At 75.9% G+C, this 17,148-nt stretch carries 20 protein-coding genes; 8 read left to right on the top strand and 12 right to left on the bottom strand.

The window, feature by feature from the left end:
* Positions 1 to 13: 13 nt before the first annotated feature.
* Positions 14 to 619 (bottom strand): flavodoxin family protein, encoded by a 606-nt coding sequence (locus LPA54_RS00490; RefSeq protein ID WP_228973023.1) that lies wholly within the window; start codon positions 617 to 619, stop codon positions 14 to 16.
* 135 nt (positions 620 to 754) lie between these two features.
* Between LPA54_RS00490 and LPA54_RS00485 the strand changes: the two genes are divergently transcribed.
* Positions 755 to 1,351 carry a DUF2730 domain-containing protein gene (locus LPA54_RS00485; protein WP_228973022.1) on the top strand — a complete coding sequence of 199 codons (597 nt, stop codon included), beginning with the start codon at positions 755 to 757 and terminating at the stop codon, positions 1,349 to 1,351.
* A 75-nt stretch (positions 1,352 to 1,426) separates the two neighbouring features.
* Positions 1,427 to 1,759 carry a glyoxalase superfamily protein gene (locus LPA54_RS00480; protein ID WP_228973021.1) on the top strand — a complete coding sequence of 111 codons (333 nt, stop codon included), beginning with the start codon at positions 1,427 to 1,429 and terminating at the stop codon, positions 1,757 to 1,759.
* Between the two features lie 88 nt (positions 1,760 to 1,847).
* Here LPA54_RS00480 and LPA54_RS00475 read toward each other — a convergent pair whose 3' ends face one another.
* The 3 genes from LPA54_RS00475 to LPA54_RS42800 are packed head-to-tail and all read right to left on the bottom strand — an operon-like array spanning position 1,848 to position 3,686.
* Entirely contained in the window at positions 1,848 to 2,606 is a 759-nt protein-coding gene (locus LPA54_RS00475) for an ALF repeat-containing protein (protein ID WP_228973020.1), read from the bottom strand.
* Positions 2,607 to 2,631: 25 nt separating this feature from the next.
* Complete coding sequence (locus LPA54_RS42150; protein ID WP_308112782.1) at positions 2,632 to 2,907, bottom strand: restriction endonuclease; 276 nt, start codon at positions 2,905 to 2,907, stop codon at positions 2,632 to 2,634.
* On the bottom strand, positions 2,847 to 3,686 hold the full coding sequence (locus tag LPA54_RS42800) for a restriction endonuclease (RefSeq protein ID WP_308112781.1): 840 nt from the start codon (positions 3,684 to 3,686) through the stop codon (positions 2,847 to 2,849). Before LPA54_RS42800 ends, LPA54_RS42150 begins: the two co-directional genes overlap by 61 nt.
* Before the next feature lie 329 nt (positions 3,687 to 4,015).
* Here LPA54_RS42800 and LPA54_RS00465 point away from each other — a divergent pair, with 329 nt between their 5' ends.
* Together LPA54_RS00465 and LPA54_RS00460 are read left to right on the top strand one after the other, a co-directional pair.
* The gene (locus tag LPA54_RS00465) at positions 4,016 to 5,230 is read left to right on the top strand and encodes an FG-GAP-like repeat-containing protein (protein WP_228973019.1); all 1,215 of its coding nucleotides are present in this window, start codon (positions 4,016 to 4,018) and stop codon (positions 5,228 to 5,230) included.
* Between the two features lie 214 nt (positions 5,231 to 5,444).
* Positions 5,445 to 6,335: an NAD(P)-dependent oxidoreductase gene (locus LPA54_RS00460; protein WP_228973018.1), complete on the top strand. Its 891-nt coding sequence runs from the start codon at positions 5,445 to 5,447 to the stop codon at positions 6,333 to 6,335.
* Positions 6,336 to 6,516: 181 nt separating this feature from the next.
* Here LPA54_RS00460 and LPA54_RS00455 read toward each other — a convergent pair whose 3' ends face one another.
* Complete coding sequence (locus LPA54_RS00455; protein WP_228973017.1) at positions 6,517 to 6,831, bottom strand: DUF6355 family natural product biosynthesis protein; 315 nt, start codon at positions 6,829 to 6,831, stop codon at positions 6,517 to 6,519.
* 156 nt (positions 6,832 to 6,987) lie between these two features.
* On the opposite strand from LPA54_RS00455, the gene LPA54_RS00450 reads away from it, so the two are divergent.
* The gene (locus LPA54_RS00450) at positions 6,988 to 7,659 is read left to right on the top strand and encodes a helix-turn-helix domain-containing protein (RefSeq protein ID WP_228973016.1); all 672 of its coding nucleotides are present in this window, start codon (positions 6,988 to 6,990) and stop codon (positions 7,657 to 7,659) included.
* A gap of 114 nt (positions 7,660 to 7,773) precedes the next feature.
* Here the strand turns inward: LPA54_RS00450 and LPA54_RS00445 are convergent, their stop codons facing one another.
* The 7 genes from LPA54_RS00445 to LPA54_RS00415 all read right to left on the bottom strand — a co-directional run bounded on the left by LPA54_RS00445 (position 7,774) and on the right by LPA54_RS00415 (position 14,418).
* Entirely contained in the window at positions 7,774 to 8,370 is a 597-nt protein-coding gene (locus LPA54_RS00445; RefSeq protein ID WP_228973015.1) for a dihydrofolate reductase family protein, read from the bottom strand.
* A gap of 212 nt (positions 8,371 to 8,582) precedes the next feature.
* Positions 8,583 to 9,143: a GNAT family N-acetyltransferase gene (locus tag LPA54_RS00440; protein WP_228973014.1), complete on the bottom strand. Its 561-nt coding sequence runs from the start codon at positions 9,141 to 9,143 to the stop codon at positions 8,583 to 8,585.
* A gap of 121 nt (positions 9,144 to 9,264) precedes the next feature.
* Positions 9,265 to 9,618 carry an SCO0607 family lipoprotein gene (locus LPA54_RS00435; protein ID WP_228973013.1) on the bottom strand — a complete coding sequence of 118 codons (354 nt, stop codon included), beginning with the start codon at positions 9,616 to 9,618 and terminating at the stop codon, positions 9,265 to 9,267.
* A gap of 131 nt (positions 9,619 to 9,749) precedes the next feature.
* Positions 9,750 to 11,048, bottom strand: coding sequence for a phytase (locus tag LPA54_RS00430; RefSeq protein ID WP_228973012.1), 1,299 nt, complete (start codon positions 11,046 to 11,048; stop codon positions 9,750 to 9,752).
* Positions 11,049 to 11,301: 253 nt separating this feature from the next.
* Complete coding sequence (locus LPA54_RS00425; protein ID WP_228973011.1) at positions 11,302 to 12,912, bottom strand: MFS transporter; 1,611 nt, start codon at positions 12,910 to 12,912, stop codon at positions 11,302 to 11,304.
* Between the two features lie 388 nt (positions 12,913 to 13,300).
* The gene (locus LPA54_RS00420; RefSeq protein WP_228973010.1) at positions 13,301 to 13,774 is read right to left on the bottom strand and encodes a MarR family winged helix-turn-helix transcriptional regulator; all 474 of its coding nucleotides are present in this window, start codon (positions 13,772 to 13,774) and stop codon (positions 13,301 to 13,303) included.
* 182 nt (positions 13,775 to 13,956) lie between these two features.
* On the bottom strand, positions 13,957 to 14,418 hold the full coding sequence (locus LPA54_RS00415; RefSeq protein WP_228973009.1) for an SRPBCC family protein: 462 nt from the start codon (positions 14,416 to 14,418) through the stop codon (positions 13,957 to 13,959).
* A gap of 272 nt (positions 14,419 to 14,690) precedes the next feature.
* On the opposite strand from LPA54_RS00415, the gene LPA54_RS00410 reads away from it, so the two are divergent.
* The 3 genes from LPA54_RS00410 (at position 14,691) to LPA54_RS00400 (ending at position 17,034) form a co-directional block, all read left to right on the top strand.
* Complete coding sequence (locus tag LPA54_RS00410; protein WP_228973008.1) at positions 14,691 to 15,191, top strand: SigE family RNA polymerase sigma factor; 501 nt, start codon at positions 14,691 to 14,693, stop codon at positions 15,189 to 15,191.
* Positions 15,184 to 15,630 (top strand): hypothetical protein, encoded by a 447-nt coding sequence (locus LPA54_RS00405; RefSeq protein ID WP_228973007.1) that lies wholly within the window; start codon positions 15,184 to 15,186, stop codon positions 15,628 to 15,630. Before LPA54_RS00410 ends, LPA54_RS00405 begins: the two co-directional genes overlap by 8 nt.
* A gap of 105 nt (positions 15,631 to 15,735) precedes the next feature.
* The gene (locus LPA54_RS00400) at positions 15,736 to 17,034 is read left to right on the top strand and encodes a hypothetical protein (RefSeq protein WP_228973006.1); all 1,299 of its coding nucleotides are present in this window, start codon (positions 15,736 to 15,738) and stop codon (positions 17,032 to 17,034) included.
* Positions 17,035 to 17,148 lie beyond the last annotated feature (114 nt).

Raw genomic sequence — 17,148 nt, 5'->3', positions numbered from 1 at the left:
GGCCCGCGAGGGATCAGTCCGGCGGGGTCTGCAACGGCGTGACCTGGAGGGCCTTCGCCACGCCGTGGAGGTTGGCCGCCATCGCGCGGCCGGTCTTGTGGGCCCAGTCGTGGCCGCGTTCGTCGTCGAGGTAGTCGGGTCCGGCGCCCGGGCCGAGGTGCCAGTACGTCCACGCCTGTCCGGGGATCGTGTAGCCGATGTCGCCCAGCGCCCCGGCGATCTCGCTGACGACGTGGTGGGCGCCGTCCTCGTTGCCGGTGACGACCACGCCCGCCACGCGGTTGTAGGCGACCGGCCGCCCCTGGTCGTCGGTCTCCGACAGCATCGCGTCCATGCGTTCGAGGACCCGCTGGGCGAGGGACGACGGGCGGCCCAGCCACGTCGGTGACGCCATGACGAGGATCTCGGAGCGGAGCAGCTGCTCGTGGACGGCCGGCCAGGCGTCGCCGGGCCCCGCGTCGGTGGTGACGCCCGGCTTGATGTCCAGGTCGACGGCCCGGACGAAATCCGTCCGCACCCCGTACGCCTCCAGCTGCTGCGCCACCACCCGGGCGAGCGCCTCGGTGTTGGACGGTTCCGGTGAGGTCTTGAGCGTGCAGTTGATCACCAGTGCTCTCATTCCAGGGCCTTACCCCGCCCCGTCGGGAACGCCTCCTGCGTCGCGCCGACCAGGTGACGCCCGGCCTCCCGCGGGGAGGCGCCGATCCCTCGGAAGCCACCCGTCCGGTGGGCGGCGCCGGATACCTTGCCCGCCATGGGAGACACACAGAACCCTCAGCCCCCTACCGCCTCACACCGCATACGGATCAAGCGGGTCTCGGCCGCCGTCGCGGGGGCGGCGGCCCTCGTGGCCCTCAGCGTCGGAGCCGCCCTCGCGGCCGGCTCGGCCGAGGGGCCACCCGCCACGGCGTACACCACCTCGCCGGCGGACGAGCCCACCGTCGACCCCGGAAGCGGCGGCTCCGTCGTCGGGGCGGACGGGGGCGGCTCGGCCGGGATCACCGGAGGGAGCGGATCGGCGGACGGCGGATCGACGGACGGCGGGTCCTCGGAAGGCGGATCGACGGAAGGCGGATCGCCGGAAGGCGGGTCGACGGAAGGCGGGTCGACGGAAGGCGGGTCGTCGGGCGGGTCGGACGGCGGCGAGTGGCCCAACCCGTCCGAGACCCCGACCGGCACCCCACCGCCCACCAGCGGCCCCGGTCCCCACCCCTCCACCCCGCCGAACCTCGCGGAGATCGAGCGGCGCCTCACCGAACTGGACCGGAAGGTCGACCAGCTCCCGACCAAGAAGGAGTTGGCGGACGCCCTGCGCGCCTTCGCGGACCAGCTGGACCGGCAGCCCTCCTGACGTCGCCTCCCCTCGCACCGGGGGTACGCCCGCCGTGCGCGTCCGGTGGACGGCGGGCTCTGCCACGATGGGGCCATGGACGACGAGGTGATCCCGATTCTGCGGGTGGCGGATGCCGACACGGCGGTGCGCTGGTACGAGCGGCTGGGCTTCACCAGGCAGTGGGAGCACCGCTTCGAGCCGGGGTTCCCCGCCTTCGTCGAGGTCGCGCGGGGCCGGGCGCGGCTGTTCCTGTCGGAGCACGCCGGGGACGCCCGCCCGGACACGCTCGTCTACCTGCGCCGGGACGACGTCGACACGGTCGCCGCCGACTTCGGGCTGCCGGTGGCCGAGCTGCCCTGGGCACGCGAGGTGGAACTGCGCGACCCGGACGGCAACCGCCTCCGCGTTGGCACCCCCACCCGCTGACGCGCGGCCGCCCCGGCGCCGCACGCGACGGCACCGGGGCGGCCCCCGTCCGGTAGGGGCAGGCGCCGGGCCAAGCGCCGCCGATCGGTCAGCGGCGCTTGGCCTGCGCGGCCTTCTCGGCCGCCCGGTCCTTCGCGTGCGCCTGGTAGTGGCCGACGTCCAGGAAGTGCCGGACGTCGTCCGGGGTGCCCGCGAGCGCCTTGCGGGCGGCCGCCTTCACGGTGATGCCGCCTGCCTGGGCGATCTGGGTGACCCGCGCCCGGTCGTCCTTGATCCTGGCCGCGTGCTGGCCGGTCTCCAGGAAGCGCCCGACCGCGTCGCCTCCCTCCTTCAGCGCCTTCTGCGCGGCCGCCTTGACCTCGGGTCCGCCCAGGCTGTGTATCTGGGCGGTCCGTACCTGGTCGTCCTCGAGCCGGGCCACGTACTGACCGCTCTCCAGGAATTCGACGACGTCCCGCGGTCCGCCCCTGAGGGCCTTCTCCGCGGCGGCCTTCACTCCGGGCCCGCCCAGGCTGTGGATCTGGCTGGTCCGCACCTGGTCGTCCGCGATCCGAGCCTGGTACTGGCCGGTCTCCAGGAACCGGCGCATGTCCTCGGGCGTGCCGTCCAACGCCTTCTGCGCCGCCTCGCGCACGCCGACGCCCGTGTAGGGGTTCTCCACCATGCGGCGGATCACCGCCGCGTCGTCCTCCCCGGCGTCGTGCCCGGCGGCCGTCGCCGCGGGACGCGCGGGGACCGTCCCGGCGCCTTCGCCGCCGGCGGCCACGGCCGGGACGCCGAACAGCAGGGTGGGTACCGCCGCAGCCGCCGCCACCAGGGCGACACCGCGAACCGACAACTTTCTCAAGAATTCACTCCTTGTCGGAGAACCGTCACAATCGGCCCCACGATACGTTGATCTTCTTCTTCGCCGTCACCCCGTTTCCCACCGGCCCGCCGGAAGCGGTTCCCGGCACGCGTGCGGGTCCCTCGTCCAGCACGAGCGGGTTGCCGAGCGTCGCCCACCGGCGGAGGTCGTCGCGGTCGAGCAGGGTGATCCCGTACCGCGCGGCGCCCCGCTGCGCCGGTGCCGTGTAGCGCGTGTTCGTCACCAGCACCGCGTGGGTGGCGTCGTGGTCCGCCCACGCCGTCCCGTTGAACGTCTGCACGTCGCGGAGCCGATGCGCGCGCCGGGCTCCCGCCGGAGCTTGCACTGCACCACGATCCGCTCGCCGCCCGGCCCGGCGGCGATGACGTCCGCCCCCAGGTCGCCGCTCCCGCCGTGGCCGCGTTCCACGGCGTACCCGTCCCGCCGCAGGAGGGAGGCGACCAGCTCCTCGAACCGGCGGTGGCCCAGGGCGCGGATCTCCTCCAGGGAGACGCTCCCGGCGCCGGCGAGATACCGCCGGCGCGACCGCTCCTCCGCGTCGAGCTCCGCCATGGCCGCCCGGTACTCCGCCAGGCAGCGGTGAAGGTGGTCCCGGGCGGCGGCCAGGCCCGTGAGCAGGTCCCCCAGGGGCAGCGCCACCGCGGAGGGCGTCCCCCTCCCCCGCGTCCGCGCAGGGTCCTCCGGGTCCTCGACGACGGCCGCGCGGATCTCCTCGCACCGCTCGGCGGTCCCCCGGCTCCCGGCGAGCAGCCGGTCCAGCTCGCCGCGGAGGACCGCCTCGACGGCGTACCGCCCGTACCGCACGGTGTCCTGGGGCGTGTCGGCGTCGCCGAGGGCGCGGAGGGCCTCCCGGCAGCGAACCGACTCGGCCCGTACGGTGTCGGCGTGCGCCCGCCAGTCGCGGGCGAGCCGCGCCGCCGTACGGGCTTCGGTCAGCCAGGCGAACGCGGCCTCCATCTCCTGGGGGGTCGCCTCGTCGCGGGCCGCCCGCAGCAGCCGCCGCACCGCCTCGGCCGGGGAAGGGCGGACGGCGTCCGCGGAAGGTACGTGCACGGTCATGGCGTCAGCGTAGGGGCGCGCTCTGACAGTCGTCCGGGACGCTGGAAGTCCCCGACACGGCAAGGGCCTTGGGGCCGCGACGAGGAGGGGCCCGTCGACGCGCGGTGCGGGCGGGCCGCGAGGTGGAGGTCCACCTCGGCGGCGGCCGGGGCGGGTGCGGGGCCGGGCGCCGAGGGCCGGCCGCTCCGGAGGGCAGCGCCGGGGGCCCGGCGCGCTCTCCACCTGAGGAAACCCCGGCTCCGGGGGCAACCCTTCGGGGGTGTCATCGGTCGTCCACGGTGCACGCGCGCCCCGGCGGCCGGGGCGCGCCGGAGGAGGAAGACCCACACATGCGCAAGTCCTTCAGACGTCTCGCCGGCTCCCTGGCGGGCGTCGTCGCGGGCGGTCTTCTCGCCACCGCCCTGCCCGCCGGGCCGGCGCAGGCGGCGACCGGCGCCGACCGGTGTCCGACCGGGTACTTCTGCGGCTTCACGGGCACGTCCGGTGACGGCACCATGTTCTCGACGAAGACGAACATGGCGACGCTGGGCGCCTGGGACAACCGGATCCGCTCGTACACCAACCGCAGCTCGACGTTCGTCTGCCTCTACACGGAGCCGAACCACTCGCTGGCCGGCGCGAACGCCTTCTACTGGTCCGAGGCCCCGGGCGGGAAGGGCTCCTACGCCTGGAGCACCGGTTTCGACCGGGCGATCAGCTCCGTCAAGTTCGTCAGGACCGAGCGGGAGTGCTCGCGGAGCGCCTACCCGCAGTGGTACTCCTCGCCGGCACCGGGGAAGCCGGCCGGGTTCTCCGACCTCGACGGTGACGGCCGGTCCGACCTGCTCGTCCGGGACGCGGTCGGCCGCCTGTGGTTCCTGCCCGGTGACGGCTCCGGACGGCTGGTCGGCTCCGGCTGGAACGCCATGACGGCCCTCACCCGGCACGGCGACCTGTCCGGGGACGGCCGGGAGGACCTGCTCGCCCGGGACAAGGCCGGCGTCCTGTGGCTCTACCCGGGCCGCGGCAACGGCACGTTCGCGGCGCGTACGTCGGTCGGCTCGGGCTGGAACGCCATGGCGGAGCTGCGCGCGGTGGGCGACGTGTCCGGGGACGGCCGTGCCGACCTGCTGGCCCGGGACAAGAACGGCGTCCTGTGGCTCTACCCGGGGCGCGGCAACGGCACGTTCGCGGCGCGCAAGAACAACGGCTCCGGCTGGAACGCCATGAACCGCCTGGTGGGCACGGGCGACCTGACCCGCGACGGGCGCGCCGACCTGCTGGCCCGCGACACCGCCGGCCGGTTGTGGCTCTACCCGGGGCGCGGCACCGGTACGTTCGCGGCCCGCACCGCGCTCGGCGGCGGCTGGGGCGCGATGCGCGATCTCGTCGGTGTCGGCTCGTACGACGGCGACGCCACGAACGACCTGGTGACCGTGACCGACGAGTCGTACCGGGGCGGCCACCTCGGCTGGCTGCTCGGCTACCGCGGCACCGGCGCGGGAACGTTCCACCGCGCCCAGGAGCTGAACGGCGAGTGGTGGGGCCTGAACGGCGCCTACTGACGGCGGGGGCCGGGCGGCCCTGTCCGCGCCGCGGTGGGGCGGTTCACCGGGGCGCGGGGGCGGCCGGTTCCGGGTCCTGTCCGGGAAGCAGCGCCGTCCGCCCGGAGGGCGGGGGCGCGGCCCAGGCGGACTTTCCGGACAGGACCTAGGATCGTGCGGGGCACGCCCGCCCTCGCACGCCACCGCCGCGCCGTACGAACGGAAGGCCGCCGTCATGAGCGAGACCGTCACCGTGAGCGTCCTCGGTACCGGGATCATGGGTGCGGCGATGGCCCGCAACCTCGCCCGCGCCGGGCACCGGGTCCGCGTGTGGAACCGCACCCGCGCCAAGGCGGAGCCGCTGGCCGCCGACGGGGCGTACGTCGCCGGCACCCCCGACGAGGCCGTACGGGGGGCCGATGTGGTGCTCACCGTGCTCCACGACGGGGACGCCGTGGTGGAGGTGATGCGGCAGGCGGCACCCGGGCTGCCGCGGGGGGCCGCGTGGGTCCAGTCGACGACCGCCGGCCCGGAGGCGGTCGCCGAGCTGGCCGAACTGGCGCACGTCCACGGGTTGGTGTTCTTCGACGCCCCGGTGCTCGGCACCCGCGAGCCGGCGGAGGCGGGGAGGCTGGTCGTCCTCGCCGCCGGTCCCGTCGGGGCCCGTGCGGCGGTGGCGCCGGTGTTCGACGCGGTCGGGGCCCGCACGGTGTGGACCGGGGAGGACGCGGCGGACGGCAGCGCCACCCGGCTCAAGCTGGTCACCAACAGCTGGGTGCTGGCCGTCACGCACGCGACGGGTGAGGTCCTCGCCCTCGCGCAGGCCCTCGGGGTCGACCCGCGGGACTTCCTCGACACCGTCGCGGGAGGCCCGCTCGACATGGGTTACCTGCGCGCGAAGGCCGCCCTGGTGCTGGAGGACCGGTTGACGCCGCCGAGCTTCGCCGTCGCGACGGCCGCCAAGGACGCCGAACTCGTCGTCCGGGCCGCCCGTCGCGGCGGGGTGCGCCTGGACCTGGCGGAGGCGGGTGCCGAGCGGTTCCGCCGCGCGGCGGCGCAGGGCCACGCCGACGAGGACATGGCGGCGTCCTACCACGCCAGCTTCGAGGAGCGCCGCCCGTCCTGACGGACGGCGCTCCGGCCGTGTGTGCGCCGGCCCCGGCCGCTCGTGCCGCGCCTGCCGCGGGTCGGTGGCCTCCGTCGGCGCCATCCGGTCGTTCGCCGATGCCGCCCGGGACAGCCGGTGCGGGGGCCGAGGGGCCACGCGCCCGAGGTTCCCGGGCGCGTCACCGCAGGTCGGCACGGTGTCAGCAGGTGCCGCCCTTGTACCAGGCGTACTTGATCACCGAGGTGCTCCCCAGGTACGTGCGGTTCGGCCCGACGCACTTGTCGTAACCGCCGGCGCCGTGCCGCTCGACGCGGATCCAGATCCAGCTCCCGCTGCTCGTGCAGTGGTTGTAGTAGGCCCGGCCCGAGGCGGCGTCCGGGTCCCAGCCGCAGGCCAAGGCCCCGGTGGGGGCGGCGGCCGCCATCGGCGCGGTGGCCAGGGCGCCGCCCACCGCGGCCGCGCCGAACAGGCACGCCGCGGTGAGGGTGCGGAGGGTGGAGGAGATCCGTCGCATGTGTGTCCTCTTCTTCCTCGTCGTTTCCACGCGGGCACCGCACACGCATGACGTCAATTCGCCATCGCGCGTTTGCGGAGCCGCTGGGTCCTACGATGGCGCCGCCGCCACGGGGACGGCCATGGGGAGAAGTACGTATGGACAACCGGGGGAAGCATGACGGTTCTGCGCACGTGCGACTGGGAGAGGGTGCTCGACCTCGCGGTGGGCGTCCTGGAGGCCCGCACGCCGGAGCACCTCTGGCGGGCGGTGGCGCGGGAGTTGCTGGTGGCGCTCGACGCGGGCGCGGTGGTGCTGCGGGACGAGCGGGGGCCGGTGGGCGGGCCGGGGGTGGTCGTGCGGCGGGCGGCCGCACCGGCAGGTCCCCGGCGGCCCGGTGCGCCCGAGGAGGCGCCGGGCGGGATGTTCGGCGCGTGCCACGTGCTGGACGTGCCCCTGCCGGGCGCCGGTGGGCGCGCGTTCCTCGTCTACCGCGAGGGGCGCCCCTTCACCTCCCGCGACCGGCTGTACTGCGCGCGGGTACGGCCGCTGCTGGCCGCGGCCGCGGAGCGGTGCGCGCCACCGGAGCACCCGCGCCCGCACCCCGCCCCGCCCGGCCCGGCGGGCGGGGCGGGGTGCGCGCCGCTGACGGGCCGGGAGGCGACGGTCCTGCGGATGCTGTCGGAGGGGCTGCCCGCGGCGGCGATGGCGCGGCGGCTCGGCATCTCCGTGCGCACGGTCCACAAGCACCTGGAGAACCTGTACCGGAAGCTCGGCACGGCCGACCGCCTGGGCGCGGTGCTGCGGGCGCAGCGGGCGGGGCTCCTGGCGCCCGCGCGGGCCCGGTGACGGGGCGCCGGACCGGCAGGCCGGCGCACGCCGGGTGGTGGACCGCCGGACCGGCCGGCGCCGCTCCCACCGGCGTGCGGGTCCCGGTCCGGGTCCCCGTCGGCGGTACGGGCGCTACGCCCGGCCGGCCGGCCGGTAGGTGCAGACGTGCACGCCGGCGTCGCTGGTGGTGGTCGAGACCAGCTCCAGCGGGTGCTTGACGCCGTCGGCGGGGAAGATGGACTTCCCGCCGCCGAGGACCACCGGCATGACCATCAGTCGGAGCTCGTCGACGAGGCCCTCGTTCATGAGCGTGCGCACGAGCGTCGGGCTCCCCATGACGAGCAGGTCCCCGCCGCCGGCGGCGCGCAGGTCGCGGATGCGCGCGACGGCCTCGTCGCCGGGGATGCGCGTGGTGTTCTCCCACGACAGGTCGTCGTCGGCCAGCGTGCGGGAGACGACGTACTTCGGCAGGGCGTTCATCCGGTCGGCGAACGGGTCGCCGGCCCGCTCCGGCCACGCGCCGGCCATGGCCCACCACGTGCGCCGCCCGAAGAGCAGCGCGTCGGCCTTGGCGAGCGCCTCGTCGAAGGCGCCGCCCACCACCTCCGGGTCAAAGTAGGCCTGCGTCCAGCCGCCGTGGGCGAAGCCCCCGTCGGTGTCCTCCTCGGGTCCGCCGGGCCCCTGCACGACGCCGTCCAGGCTGATGAACTCGCTGATCACGATGCGCACGAGCCGCACTCCTTCTCTTCCACCACGGGTGTACGGCAGGGAAGACCGCCCCGCCCCGCCGAACTCATCGCCCCCACCCCACCACACCGTGTGAGCTGCGGCACACCCACCCCGGCCGGAACAGGAGCGGGCGGCCCGGGCCGGGGTGGTGCTCCGGGGGCGGGCGGGCCGCGGTGCGGCCGGGCCCGGTGGCCGGGGCGTGTGCCGGGCCGTCAGGGTGCCTGCCGGGCGGCGCGCCACTCGGGGGCGAGCACCGCCCAGACCTCCTCGTCGTGCCGCACGCCGCGGTACGGGTGGCTCTCGCGCAGTACGGCCTCGCGCGTCATGCCGAGCCGCCGGGCCACGGCGATGCTGGGCAGGTTGCCGGACGACACCACCCACTCGACGCGGTGGATCCCGCGCTCCTCCACGGCCCAGTCGACGAGCACGCGGACCGCGCGGGTCACCAGTCCCCTGCCGACCGCCGAGGGCTCCAGCCAGCACCCCGCCTCGGCGCTGCCCTGCCGGACGTCCAGCCGGCGGAAGATGACGGCTCCGACCAGTCGGCCGTCCACCCTGATCCCGCAGATGCGGCCGGTGTCGGCGGCCGTCTTGTCGGCGTACGCCTGGAGGAACGCCCGGCTCGACTCCAGGTCGGTGACGACGTCGGGCAGTCCGTTGTGGCGCCCGATGAACTCCCGGCCGCGGTCCACGTGGGCCAGGAACTCCTCGGCCTGCCAAGGTTCGAGCGGGCCCAGCTCCGCGCCGTCGTCGCCCAGGGATATCGCGTACATGGTCACCTTCCACCGAGTGGCCGCCCGTGCGGCGAACGGATCCTCTCACGCGGCCGTCGACGGCGGGCGGGTCGCCGAGCGGCGGCGCCCGCGCCGCGGCCCGGGGGTGCCCGACGGAAGGTCAGGGGGTGGTCGTGGCACGGGTGCCCGGGACGACGCGGCCGTCGCCGTCCAGGACGCGGTCGTCCCAGTACACGTCCCACTCGTCCCCGAGGTGTTCGGGGACCTGGCCGGCCGGGTAGCGCACGTACCCCTCGGGCGGCTGCTCGCCGTCCGGGACGCAGGCGCTGCCCGTCGTGTTGCCGACGGCCTTGACCGGATACTCGTCCGAGCCGCAGACCCGCTCCTGGTAGGCGCACCCGGCCAGGAACGGCAGTGTCAGGGCCGCCGCGGCGAGCACGGGCAGGCAGGCGCGGACGGCGGCGCGGCCGCGCGCCCGGCCGGTCCCCCCGGTGCGCCGGGTGGTCGCGTGCATGGTGGTCGGCTCCTCTCGACGGTGGGTCAAGCGTCGTCGGCCGGGCGGCGGGACGCATGAGTACGCGTACTCAAGCGTCCCGCCGCCCGGGGCCCGACCGGGGCGGCCGGTGTGAGCCGGGGCCGCGGGGGTCAGTCCTCCACGGCGTCGAGGACGTCCCCGAGGTCGACGAAGGTGAAGCCGGTGGCGTCGCGGTCGGTCTCGGCCGGGGTGTCGTGGCCGTCCTGGACGACGAGCAGGCCACGGGGGTACTTGCGACCCAGCGGGGCGTTCAGCACGGCGGCGCCGTCGCACTCCTCGGAGCCGTCGACGGTCCGCGAGGCGGTGACGCGGAAGCCGCCCTCGTACTCGTTGTCGTCGGACACCTCCCGGTCGTAGAGGGCGAAGGTGTCGTCGCCCTGGCTGGAGGCGAGGACGTAGCCGTCACCGTCCGGCTCGGTGAGCAGGGTGAGGCCCTCCACGTCGGCCGAGAGGTGCTTGCCGCCGTGGCCCGGGTCGGCGCCGGTGGGCCGGCACTCGTCGCTCTCCTCGTCGTACGCGGCGGGGACGCCGTACTCGCGGACCCGGTCGACGAGGACGGGCCGGCCCGTCAGGTCGGCGCGCAGGCGCCAGATGCCGACGTCCTCCTGGGCGGCGTACAGCGTGCCGTCGGCGGGGTCGACCACCATGCCCTCCACCTGGGGCAGTTCGCCGGGTTCGCCGCACGGGCGCCAGGTGGCGCCGTCGGGGAGGCGGAAGGCGGAGGGCAGGTCGAGGGTGCGGACCTTGGTGTAGCCGACGGTGCCGCCGGGGCGGGCGACGAGTTCCAGCAGCGCCACGGTGGTGTGGTTGTTGCGGCTGGCGAGGGCGTACGAGCGCCGGGTCGCGGGGTCGGTCCAGGTGGCCAGGCCGTAGGCGGTGTCCTGGTCGTCGATCTCGTCCTGGGAGGTGGAGAAGATCGGGGCGGCGCCGGGGTCGGTGACGTCGGTGAGCGGGCCGGCCGGGTCGTCGCGGTCGACGCGGTAGACGCGCAGCCGGTCGTGGCCGCGGTCGCTGACCACGGCGAGGTCGGACCTCCGGCCGGCGAGGGACGTGCCGAGGACCAGGTCGACGTTGTTGTACCGGCCGGGGGCGCCGCCGGGCGTGGCCGGCGGGGGCGCGGGGAGGGACTGGACCTGGCGGGCGTCGAGGTCGTAGACGCGCAGTCCGCCCTCCTTGGCCGTGGCGATGACCAGACTGCGGTCGGGCGCGGCCGCGTTGCGCCAGATCGCGGGGTCGTCGGCGTCCGCGTTGCCGCCCCGCTCGTCGTCGTACAGGGTGGCCGTCTCGGCCCTGGGGGTGACTGCGGGGAGGCCGGACGCGGCGGTGCTCGCGCCGGCGGGCACGGCCGCGGCGGCCACGGCCGTGCACAGCAGCACGGTGGCCGTGAGGGCGGAACGGCGGAGGGTCACGGGGTCTCCTCATCTCGGCGGGTGGGCGTCCGCATGATCATGAGGCGGTGCCGAGGCGGCCGGGTGACGCGGCCCGGAACGCGGCCGGTCCGGGCCGCGAACGGGGTGTGACGCACCTGTCCGACCGCTCGGACGGCCCGCCCCTCGCACGACCCGGGCCGGGCGGGACGGTCAGGGCGGCCGGGCTGAGGCGGACCCGCCTTCCCCTGCCCGTGCAGGGGAAGGCGGGTCCGCGGCGGAAGGGCGGGCCGGATCAGCCCCGGAAGGCGGCGGCCCGCGGGGCGAGGCCGGCCGCCGCGACGACGGCGCCGAGGACGCACAGCACACCGGTGACGGCGGCCGCGACGTGCAGCCCGCTCATGAACGCCTGGCCGCTGCCCTCGACGACCGCTGCCCGCAGCGCCGCCGGCATGTCGCCCGAGACCGGCGCGACGCCCATGGCGACGGCGTCCTTCGCCTCCGTCAGACGCGCGGCGAGGGCCGGGGGCACCCCCGCACCGGTCAGTTCCCGGCCGAGGACGGAACCGACCCGGCCGCTGATGAGCGAGACGAGGACGGAGGTGCCGAGCGCGCCCCCGATCTGGAGGGCCGTCGCCTGGAGCCCGCCGGCGACGCCACTGTCCTCGACGGGCGCCTGGCCGACGATCGCGTCGGAGGAGGCGGACAGGACCATGCCGACGCCGAGGCCGAGGGCGACGAACGGCGGCCACATGGCGGCGTACGAGGAGGAGGTGTCCCAGGCGATCATGGCGAAGGCGGCGGCCGCCTGGAGCAGCATGCCCAGCGGCATGGTGAACCGCGGACCGAGGCGTCCGGTGAGCACGGCCCCCAGCGGAGAGGCCACGAGGGAGGCGAGGCTGAGCGGAAGGGTGCGCGTCCCGGCCTCGACGGGCGAGAACCCGCGCACGTTCTGCAGGTAGAGCATCACGAAGAAGATCGCGCCGAGCAGGACGAAGAAGTTGAGCGCGGTGACGACCGTACCCACCGTCAGGGAGCGGCTGCGGAACAGCCGCATCGGCAGCAGCGGGTGCGCGATCCGCGTCTCGTACCAGCCGAACAGCACGAGGAGCAGCACGCCGGCGGCGAGGGCACCGAGGGTACCGGCCGAGGTCCAGCCCCAGGTCTCGCCCTTGACGACGCCGAACACCGCCGACAGCAGGCCCAGCGCGAGCAGGACGACGCCGGGGACGTCGAAGCGTCGGGCACCGGCCGGGCTCTTGCTCTGCGGCAGGACGGCCGCGCCGACGATCAGCGCGAGGACGCCGATGGGCGCGTTGATGAAGAAGACGGACTCCCACGAGACGTGCTCGACGAGCAGCCCGCCGACGATGGGCCCGAGCGCCGTGGAGACGGCGGAGACCATCGCCCAGATGCCGACGGCCATGCCGAACCGCCGGGGCGGGAACACCGCGCGCAGCAGGCCGAGCGTGTTGGGCATGAGGAGGCCGCCGAACAGGCCCTGGACCGCGCGGAAGAGGACGACGCCCTCGATCGACCCGGCCAGGCCGATCGCGACCGAGGCGAGGGTGAAGCCGGCGATGCCGACCATGTAGTACGTGCGCCGCCCGTAGCGGTCGCCGAGCTTGCCGCCGAGGATGAGGCTCGCCGCCAGGGCGAGCAGATAGGAGTTGGTGACCCACTGGAGGTCCGCGGTGGAGGCATGGAGGGCGCGGCCGATCTCCGGGTTGGCGATGGCGACGATGGCTCCGTCGAGCTGGACCATGAAGAGGCCGAAGGCGACGGCGAGGAGCGTCAGCCAGGGGTTGGCGCGCCGCCCCGCGGCGCGCGCGGCCCCGGGCGGGGCGGCCGCGGGTGCGGTGGGCGTGGTGTGGGTCGCCGGGGTGGTTGCCGGTGTGGCGGGCATGGAGGTGTGACGTCCTGTCGAACTGGTGGGGTCGGGTGGGGTGGTGACCTGCGCGGCGCCCGCGGCGGGGCGGGCGCGGGGCACGCCTCCGTGCCGGGCCGCGCCTCCGTGCCGGGCCGCGCCTCCGTGTCGGGCCGCGCCTCCGTGTCGGGCCGCGCCTCCGTGTCGGGCCGCGCCTCCGTGTCGGGCCGCGCCGCCGTGCCGCGCCCGCGTCACGGGTACGCGGGTGCGGGCGGGCGCGACGGCGCCGGGGGCGGTGCGGATCGGGCGGGCGGCGGGCGCGGGTCGGCGGCGCGGGCGCAGGCGAAGCCGGGTCCGTGAAGGACCCGGGCCGTCGGATGCCGGGGCCGCTACGGGCGCGCGGGCCGGGGCCGGGCGCCGGTGGGCGTTACTCGGCCGCGGAGTGGAGGTGGCGTGTCAGCGACGTGAGCGCGCCGACGGCCGAACCGAGGGCGTCCATCTCGCCGTCGGTGAGGAGGTGGAGCGCCCCGGCCACGTGGGCGCCGCGGAGCCGCCGGACCTCGGCCAGCTCCCGGCGGGCCCGCGGAGTGGGGTGGAGGTGGGCGACGCGCTTGTCGGTCGTGTCAGGCCGGCGCTCCAGCAGGCCCGCGTCGGTCAGTCGGGAGACCAGGGCGCTGACGTTGTTCGGCCTCATCAGCAGGGCGTCGGCGGCCTCGCGCACGGTCGCGCCCTCGTGGCGGGCGACGTACCGCAGCAACGCGAGCTGCCCCTCGGGCGGCTTGGGGTGGTCGATGTCCTGGGCGACCCGGCGCTCCAGGGCGCGCTCCAGCGCGGGCAGGCACTCCGCCAGGGCGGCGGCCAGCCGTTCGGTGTCCCTGAGGGACGCGCGGGAGGGGGTCACCCCGCGAGGATAGGTCTACTCAGATAGGTATGTCAATGTAGCCATTTCGGGGCGGCGACCCCGTACGGTGGCCGGCCGGCGGTCGCGTGGGTTCGCGGGCCCGGACAGCGGAAAGGACCGCGCCGTACGCGGTCCCCTCGGCTTCGGTCACGGGCGGTCACGGCCCGACCGGTGGTCGTTCGTCAGTCGCCGGGCTTGATCCGGCCGCGCCAGGAGCCGGACTCGCCGCCCCGCGTCTCGATGTAGTCCTTGAAGCGGCGCATGTCGCCCTTCACCCGGCGGTCGATCGTGCCCGTCAGGTCGGCCGCCTTCTCCGCCATGCCGGTGGGTTCGACGTCCATGACGAGTTCGACGCGCGTGTGCGTGTCGTCGACCCGCTGGAAGCTGACCACGCCCTTCTGCTGCGTGTCGCCGCTCACCGTCCGCCAGGCGATGCGCTCGTCGGGGAGCTGGTCGATGATCTCCGTGTCGAACTCGCGCCGGACACCGCCGATCTTCGTGGTCCAGTGGTTGTGCTTGTCGTCGACCTGCCGGACCTCCTCGACGCCCTCCATGAAGTTCGGGAACTCCTCGAACTGCGTCCACTGGTTGTAGGCGGTGCGGACGGGCACCTCGACCTCGACGGTCTCCTTCACCTTGCTCATCAGTCGCTCCTCGTTCTCTCGTGACGGTGGCGCGACGGTTCGGCCGCCGCGCTCGGCACGAGGGCCCGGGTACCCGCTGTCGCGCGGACATGCACGTTCGTCCCGTATTTCCCTCAGCCGTGCCTGGCAAGGGACGCCGGACGCGGGCGCGGCGGGCGCGCCGGATACCCTGACCGACCGGACCGACCACCCGTACCCACCCGCGCGCGCCCCGGGCGCACGTGCTGCCCCGCACGCCCCGCACGCGCCGGAAGACCGCCTGGAGAGCCCCCGTGACCGACGAGGAGTTCGCCGTGTTCTACGCGCAGGCGGCCCGGCGGCTCACCGGGCAGCTGTACGTGATGACCGGCGACTTCCACGAGGCACAGGACGTCGTCCAGGAGGCGTTCGCCCGTGCCTGGGTCCGGCGGCACCGCCTGGACGCCGACCTGGGGCCCGAGGCCTGGGTACGCACCGTGGCCTGGCGGCTCGCCGTGAGCCGGTGGCGCCGGATCGTGCGCGGGCAGCGCGCGTGGCGCCGCCGGGGCGACGCCACCTCCGGCGGCGAACCCGACCCCGCGACGGTCGACCTCGGCGCCGCGCTGCGGCGCCTGCCGGCCCGGCAGCGCCAGTGCGCCGCCCTGTTCTACGTGTGCGACCTCACCGTCGAGCAGATAGCCGTCGAGACGGGGCTGTCGTCGGGCACCGTCAAGACCCACCTCTCCCGGGCGCGCGGCAAGCTCGCCCTCCACCTCGACGACCACGTCCCCGCCACGGAGGACCGCGATGCCTGAGCACGACGACCGGCTGGCGGCCGAGCTGCGCCACGCGGCCCTGTCGGTGGCCGAACGCTCCCGTCCCGCCGACCTGAGGGACGTACGCGAGCGCGGCAGGGCACTGCGGCGGCGACGCACCGCGACCGCCGGGGCGGGTGTGGCGTGCGGCGCGGTGGCGGTGCTGCTCGCCGTGTGGATCGGCCGGCCGGCCGGCGAGCCGCCGACGGGGCCGCGGCCTGCGCCCTCGCCGACCGTCTCCACCACCCCGTCTCCCACGGCCTCCCCGTCCCCGTCCTCCGCCCCCTCCCCCTCCTCCCCCTCCTCCGTCCCGACGCGGTCGCCCATGTCGCCCGGCACGAGCACCGTGCCCGTGCCGCCCCCGCCGACGACGACGTCCCCGCCTGCGGCGACGGGCGCGGCCACATCGGCGGCGGCGACCTCGCGGCTTGGGCAGTGACCCGCGTCACGCCTGTCAACCGAACGCCCGCCACCGGGCGTATCCCCGGCATCGCCCACCCCGACCAACGGGTCCGTACGGGACCCGCCGAAGGAGCCGATGCCGGTGCCGACCCCCACCCAGCGGGCCGCCGTCCTGTCCCGTCCCACCGTCCCGACCCTCCCCGCCCGAGCCGTCCCCGCCCAGGCCGCCCCCCTCCCGGCCGTTCCCGTCCCCGTCGAGGCCGGGACGGCCCCGCGCGGCGCCGTCCCGCCGGACCCGCCGGCGCGGCGGAGAACCCGGTCCGGGCAGGCGGCCGCCCGGACGGCGGCCGCGGTCGGCCTCGTCTACGCGGGCAGCCTGGCACTGCACCTGTGGCTGCTGGCGCTGATGGCCCCACCGGGGGGCGAGGGGGTACGCGCCCGGTTGCTGGCATGGGACGCCCGGCACTTCGCGGACATAGCGGCGCACGGGTACCCGGACGGCCTCAACCACTCCCCCGACGGCGAACCGGCCGGCAACGACCTGGCGTTCTTCCCGCTGTACCCGCTGCTCACCCGCGCCGTGGCGGCCCTCACCGGCGTCGACACGGGGACGGCGGCGCTCGGCACGTCCCACCTCGCCGTCCTGGCCATGCTGGGGGCCGTGCACTCCCTGCTGGCCCGGCTGCACGGCGCCCGCACGGCGCTCGTCGGGATCGTGCTGCTCGCCGGCGCCCAGCCCATGGCGTTGACGTTCTTCATGGGGTACAGCGAGGCGCTGTTCGCCGCGCTGGCCGCGGGCGCGCTGCTGGCGACGCACCGGCGGGCCTGGCTCACGGCGGGGTCCCTGGCCCTGCTGTGCGGCCTGACCCGGCCGGTCGCCGCGGCCGTCGCCCTGGCGGTGGCGGTGGCGGCCGCCCAGCACATGCTCCGGGCGCGCCGCCCGGCCACCCGGCCCGTCGCCGCGGTCGTCCTCGCCTGCGCGGGGACCCCGGCCTACCTCGCCTGGGTCGGCGACCGCGTCGGGCGCATGGACGCGTGGTTCCTGATACAGGAGGCCGGCTGGGGCACGCGGTGGGACAACGGGGCGGCCTTCCTGCGCTTCCTCGGCGAGGTCCTGCCCCGCGAGGACGGCTGGGTGCCGGTGAGCACCGCCCTGCTCGTCCTGGTGCTGCTGGGATTCACCGCGGCGGCGTGGCGGCGGGACAGCTGGCCGCCGCTGCTGGTCTACGGCACCGCGGTCGTCGTGATGGCCCTCGGCCAGTCCAACTACTTCCACTGCAAGCTGCGGCTGCTCGTGCCGGCCCTCGTCTTCCTCCTGCCGCCCGCCCGCGCCCTGGCGGGCGCCCGGCCGCGCACGGCGGTGGCCGTCCTGGCGGGAGCGGTGCTCTTCGGGTGCTGGTACGGCGCGCACATGCTCACCGTGTGGCCGTACGCCATATGACCCGGCGCGCGGGGACGCGCTACCCGTTCGGGCGGCGTCCGCCGACGGCGCCCGTTAGGGGGCGTGCCCGCGGGGTACCTCTGCGCGGACCAGACGGTTCCACCTGGAGGCATC

Source organism: Streptomyces sp. DH12, from assembly GCF_020873895.1.
Taxonomy (GTDB): domain Bacteria; phylum Actinomycetota; class Actinomycetes; order Streptomycetales; family Streptomycetaceae; genus Streptomyces.
The sequence above is the reverse complement of the archived record's forward strand: the minus strand, read 5'-3'. Positions and strand labels throughout refer to the sequence as shown.